The organism is Mesorhizobium sp. LNHC232B00 (assembly GCF_000502435.1).
GTDB classification, from domain to species: domain Bacteria; phylum Pseudomonadota; class Alphaproteobacteria; order Rhizobiales; family Rhizobiaceae; genus Mesorhizobium; species Mesorhizobium opportunistum.
The window spans coordinates 1-4,897 of record NZ_AYWP01000066.1; the positions used below are offsets into that span (position 1 = coordinate 1).

The 4,897-nt window shown below is 64.8% G+C and carries 9 protein-coding genes; 3 read left to right on the forward strand and 6 right to left on the reverse strand.

The window, feature by feature from the left end; translation table 11 throughout:
* Positions 1-185 (reverse strand): LysR family transcriptional regulator (locus X743_RS0137690; RefSeq protein ID WP_031258874.1); only part of this gene is annotated, 185 nt, incomplete at its 3' end.
* A 113-nt stretch (positions 186-298) separates the two neighbouring features.
* Here X743_RS0137690 and X743_RS137875 point away from each other — a divergent pair.
* Positions 299-511 (forward strand): hypothetical protein, encoded by a 213-nt coding sequence (locus tag X743_RS137875; RefSeq protein WP_023769456.1) that lies wholly within the window; start codon positions 299-301, stop codon positions 509-511.
* A 27-nt stretch (positions 512-538) separates the two neighbouring features.
* Positions 539-1,288 carry a sulfite exporter TauE/SafE family protein gene (locus X743_RS137870; protein ID WP_023769457.1) on the forward strand — a complete coding sequence of 250 codons (750 nt, stop codon included), beginning with the start codon at positions 539-541 and terminating at the stop codon, positions 1,286-1,288.
* A 14-nt stretch (positions 1,289-1,302) separates the two neighbouring features.
* On the opposite strand, the gene X743_RS137865 is transcribed toward X743_RS137870, so the two are convergent.
* The 3 genes from X743_RS137865 to X743_RS137855 form a co-directional block, all read right to left on the reverse strand.
* Positions 1,303-1,821, reverse strand: a complete 519-nt coding sequence (locus X743_RS137865) for an acetyltransferase (RefSeq protein ID WP_023769458.1) — start codon at positions 1,819-1,821, stop codon at positions 1,303-1,305.
* A complete protein-coding gene (locus X743_RS137860) occupies positions 1,818-2,093 on the reverse strand; it encodes a DUF1778 domain-containing protein (RefSeq protein ID WP_023769459.1) in 276 nt (91 codons plus the stop codon). Before X743_RS137860 ends, X743_RS137865 begins: the two co-directional genes overlap by 4 nt.
* Before the next feature lie 107 nt (positions 2,094-2,200).
* Positions 2,201-2,650, reverse strand: a complete 450-nt coding sequence (locus X743_RS137855; RefSeq protein ID WP_023769460.1) for a universal stress protein — start codon at positions 2,648-2,650, stop codon at positions 2,201-2,203.
* Positions 2,651-2,915: 265 nt separating this feature from the next.
* Between X743_RS137855 and X743_RS137850 the strand changes: the two genes are divergently transcribed.
* Entirely contained in the window at positions 2,916-3,497 is a 582-nt protein-coding gene (locus X743_RS137850) for a histidine phosphatase family protein (protein ID WP_023769461.1), read from the forward strand.
* Positions 3,498-3,773: 276 nt separating this feature from the next.
* Here X743_RS137850 and X743_RS137845 read toward each other — a convergent pair whose 3' ends face one another.
* Entirely contained in the window at positions 3,774-4,175 is a 402-nt protein-coding gene (locus tag X743_RS137845) for a VOC family protein (protein WP_013894271.1), read from the reverse strand.
* 97 nt (positions 4,176-4,272) lie between these two features.
* Positions 4,273-4,897: sigma factor-like helix-turn-helix DNA-binding protein (locus tag X743_RS137840; RefSeq protein WP_023769462.1), on the reverse strand; the 625-nt coding region annotated here is incomplete at its 5' end.

Sequence of the window (4,897 nt, forward strand, 5' to 3'; positions counted from 1 at the left end):
GCGGCCGTCGGCACCACGCCGCGCCGCCGCCGCTCCAGGAGCGGCGCGCCGAGGCTTTCCTCCATGCCCTTGATGCGGGCGCTGGCGGAGGCGAGCGCCAGCCCCGCAAGTCCGGCGCCGTGGGTGATGCTGCCGCGCTCGGCGACCAGCAGGAACAGCCGGAGATCGGTAAGATCGAAGCGCATCTTTCTTCTCCTGCAGGGGTTTCAGCCTTCGGTACAGGCGAAGGCTGACTGCGCAACTTCCACATTGTGGGCGGCCGGCATGTCAGTCAAATCTTTTGCGATGGAGATACGCGATGAGCGAAAAGGCGACAGGCCGGCAAGGGTCCGGCATACTTGAAAGCGCGGCGATCGTGCTTGCGATCGCGGTGGCGTCGCTTGCCATGGCGCGAGCGGAGCCCGGCCAGCGCCGCTGCGCGGCGATGGCTGCTCCTGTCCACCACGAAGCAACGCCTGCAGGACCCGCACCCGATGATGATGATGCGGCGGACATGCTGTTGCATGACTGATCGAACAGGCGCTCCGAAAGAACGACCGTGCTGAGCGTCGGCGTCATCGCCTGGATCGGCGCGGTCTTCCTTGCCGCGGGTTTCGTCAAGGGTGTCGTCGGCATGGGGCTGCCGACCGTGGCGATGGGGCTGCTGGCGGTAACGATGCCGCCGGCGCAGGCGGCCGCCCTGCTGCTGATCCCGTCGCTGGTCACCAATCTTTGGCAATTGTTCATCGGCCCGTCCTTCGGCAGGCTGTGCAAGCGGTTGTGGACGATGATGGCCGGCGTCGTGCTTGGCACCGTCACCGGGGCCGGCCTGCTCACCGGCACGCACACAGGCATTGCTTCGGTCGGGCTCGGCGCGGCGCTGGTGCTTTACGCCATTCTCGGCCTGCTCAAGCTTGGCTTCACCACGCCAGCGCGCCACGAGGCATTGATGTCTCCGCTGGTCGGTGTGGCGACCGGACTGGTCACCGGCGCCACCGGCGTCTTCGTCATCCCGGCCGTGCCCTATCTGCAATCGCTGCGGCTGGGCCGGGAAGACCTCATCCAGGCGCTCGGCCTGTCCTTCACCGTGTCGACCGCGGCTCTTGCCCTTGGGTTGTTCAAGGCAGGTGCGCTCGCATCGCCGACAACGCAACTGGCGGGATCGGTCCTGGCGCTGCTGCCGGCACTGACCGGCATGTTCGCCGGCCAGGCGCTGCGCCGGGCGATGAGCGTCGAGACGTTTCGCACGGTGTTCTTCGCCGGGCTGCTGATGCTGGGAGTGTATCTCGTGGGAGACGGTATTCTGTAGCTTGCCGCAGACATTCAGAACGCAGCAATCGCCTTGGCGATCGCCGCGAAAGGCAAGACCAGGGATAGCGGCGCGTCATCGAGACGGACCGCACCGTAACCCTCATACCAGTGTGCTGCCTGGTCACTTTTGGCATCGATAAGCAAGGCAACGCCGCCGACTTCCTTCGCGACTGCCATACAGCGCTTCCCGGCGGCGAGTAGCAGACCGCCGCCAAGGCCGCGGCCTTGTATCATACGATCCACTGCGAGCCGACCTAATCGGTAGACTGGAACGTCATAGCGGCCAAGGCCGCGTCTGGTGATTGCCGGGGTCCGGGCAAAGTCGATCGAAGCCGGGCTTAAAGAATAGAACCCGAGGATGTGCGAAGGATCTTTCGCCGTCACGGCAACGAACGTTTTCGCGCCACCGCTTTCATGGCTTTGGCGCGCGAAGCGCTGCAAATAGGTATTGAGGTCCGCGTCGCCGCAGTCGAAGGCTGCACGGTTATGTTGTTTACCGATTGGCACTTCTTGCCAGGTGATGGAACTCACGCGAGAGTCTGACCGGCCTTGGCGGCGCGGATAAGTCGGTTCGTCGGGGAGGGCGGGTTTTCAAGCAGGTCGAGGATGCGCAGGCTGTCCCGTTCCGACAGGGCAAGATGTTCGGCGCGTTCGATCGCGGCCTGGGCGTCACGCAGTGCGGAGCGCGTAACAAACTCGGTCAGGCCGACATTCGACAAGGCCGCCGCACGTGCGATCACGGCTTTGGCTTCGGGCGCAATCCGGAAATCTATTCGACCGTTGTCACTGACGTTGCGAGGCATGGGTATCTCCTTTGCCCTCGATTATATGGTACGGATTGAATCCGTACAATATAGATCCTGTCGCATTAACCTCGAAGGGCATATGAAGAGCGCTTCGGGTCAATCTATTACCGCACTACCAGGACCGGGATTTCGGTGTAGGACAGCACTTCCGCCGTCTGGCTGCCGAGAAGCAGCTTACCCAGCCCGCGGCGGCCATGCGAGGCCATCACGATCAGGTCGCAGCCCAGCGCCTGCGACAGTTCCAAGATCGCTTCGGCGGGCCTTTTATCCTCGACATGGACGACCTCGGCGGAGACGCCGGCCGCATCGGCCGATGCCTTGCATTTGTCGAGAACCTGCTTGCCATATTTGCGCGATTCTTCCTGGTAGACAGCCATTTCATCCCCCGCTGCATAGCCGGCCATGGCGCCGCCCCAGGCCAGCATGGGGAATTGTTCCGAGACGGTGACGAAGGTGACGCTGGCGCCGATGCCCGTGGCGAGCGTGAGGCCATGGGCGACACCCTTGTCGGCCAGTTCCGATCCGTCGGTGGCGATGAGCAGATGTTTGTACATGATGATCTGACCTGTTGTGCAAGGGCCATTGCCCTTGGGATGGCGGGAGCTTTGGAAGCTCAACTTGATATAGTTGCGCCACCGCGCAACTCACAGGGCCAGTGTCACGTGGATCAAGGACAGCTGAGATTGGACCAATCGTCGATCCCGGCGCCGTCTCCCGTTGCCCTTCCAGGCATTTCCCCGCACCCACGCTTTCGGCGTCCCCCGGATTCCCCTTTGCCACAGCGTCCTCTAAGGTGCCGTCGACATTGAGGGGCATCCCATGAGCAGTGCGTTTCCGCAGATCCATCTGGTCCGGCATGGCGAGACGGCGTGGAGCCTTTCGGGGCAGCACACCGGCCGCACCGACATGCCGCTGGCGCCAGCCGGCGAGGTCGCCGCGCGGGGCGTGGCGGAACGGCTGAAAGGCCTGTCGTTCTCGGCGGTGTGGTCGAGCCCGTCGCAGCGTGCCTACAACACCAGCGTGCTGGCCGGCTTTGGCGCTCAGAGCCTGAAGATGGACGATTTGCAGGAGTGGGACTATGGCGCCTATGAGGGGCGCACCACCAGGGAGATCCTGGCCGAGCGGCCAGGCTGGACCGTCTTTCGCGACGGTTGCCCGCAAGGCGAGACGGCGGCCGATGTCGGCGCCCGCGCCGACAGGATCATCAGACAGCTTCGCGATGCTGGCGGCTCGATCCTGATCTTCTCCAGCGCGCATTTCCTGCGCGTGCTCGCCGCCCGCTGGCTGGGCCTGCCGCCGGAGGGTGGCGCGCTGCTCGTGCTCGACACGGCCAGCATCAGCGTGCTCGGCTACGAGCATGATCTCAGCGAGCCGGTTATTCGGAAGTGGAATCAGAGGTAGAGCGGAGAACGATCCCGGCTCGGCGCGGACGCGCCGTCGCTTCGTCATCCACGGGCGGAGCAAGGAGCGTAACGACGCGGCGCAGACCCGAGGATCCATGCCGCGACTTCAAAGCGTTGCTACGATGAAGAACTCTGCTCCGTTGCACTCCAAGGCTAAGGTCGCGGCATGGATCCTCGGGTCTCCGCGCCGCCGCTTTCGCGGCTGCTCCGCCCGTGGATGACGAACGCGCGGAGGCTTCGGCGATTCCCAAACTCTAGCCTGTCTCTAACGCTTCTACCTGTCGAACTTCCGGATCGCCTCGGCGGTGACCGGCGTGAAGAAATTCACCAGATTGCCGTCGGGGTCGCGAAACAGCAGCGAGCGGTTGCCCCAGGGCATGGTGGTCGGCTCCTGCACCATTGCGCCCTTGATGGTGTCCGACAGCCTGGCGAATTCGGCATCGACGTCGCTGACGCGGAATTCGATGATGGCGGTGTGGTTGTCGGCGGGACGGGCGATGTCGCCGCCGAACAGCATCAAGGTGCGCGTGCTGCCGATCGCCAGCGTGCAGGCCGGCGTCGCCAATTCGGCGAAGTCTTCCGTGTACACCGTCACCGGCAGGCCGGTGATCTCACCATAGAAGCGTACGAGGCGCTGGACATCGGACGTGATGATGCGGACAGAGACGAAATTCATGGCTTGGCTCCTTGATCGCTGAAGCCGCGACCGGGCTCCCGAGCGATCTGTAGACCAGGCCTCCTGCCAGCTTTCTGTCAGGAGAAGTTTGCGGTGGCTATGCTTCCGGTTCAGGCCAGACCGGCGGCAGGCCGAAGGCGGCGAACAGGTCGGGGCCAAGCGGGCCGACATAGACCGTCAGCGAAGCGATCCCGCCGTCGGCCGGCTCGATGACATGCAGCGATTGCGCGCGCCATTCCGGCTCCTGATGGCGCCGCGCGTAGATCGCGACAGCGGGCTGGCCGTTGGCCCGTGTCGCCACCGCGCGGTAGCCGGCGAAATTGTCCCACACCGTGTCGAAGAAACCACGGATCGCGGGACGTCCCTGGTACCAGTCGCGCCATGGCGGCATGTGGTAGGTGGCGCCGTCGCGCAGCAGCTCGATGAAGCCGTCGAGATTGGCGGCCTGCCAGGCCCTGATATAGCGTTCGAGCAGCACGCTTTCGTCGCGGCTGGGCTGCGATCGCTGCACGGGGCGTCCGGTCGGATAGCGCTTCGCCAGCGTCGCGCGCGCCCGCTGCAGGGCGCTGTTGACCGACGCGGTCGAGCCGCCCAGCAGTTGGGCTGTCTCCTGCGCCGACCAGCCGAGCACGTCGCACAACAGAAGTGCCGCGCGCTGCCGGGGCGGCAGCAGCTGGATGGCGGCGACGAAGGCGAGCCGCACGGCTTCGCGGGTCTCGTAG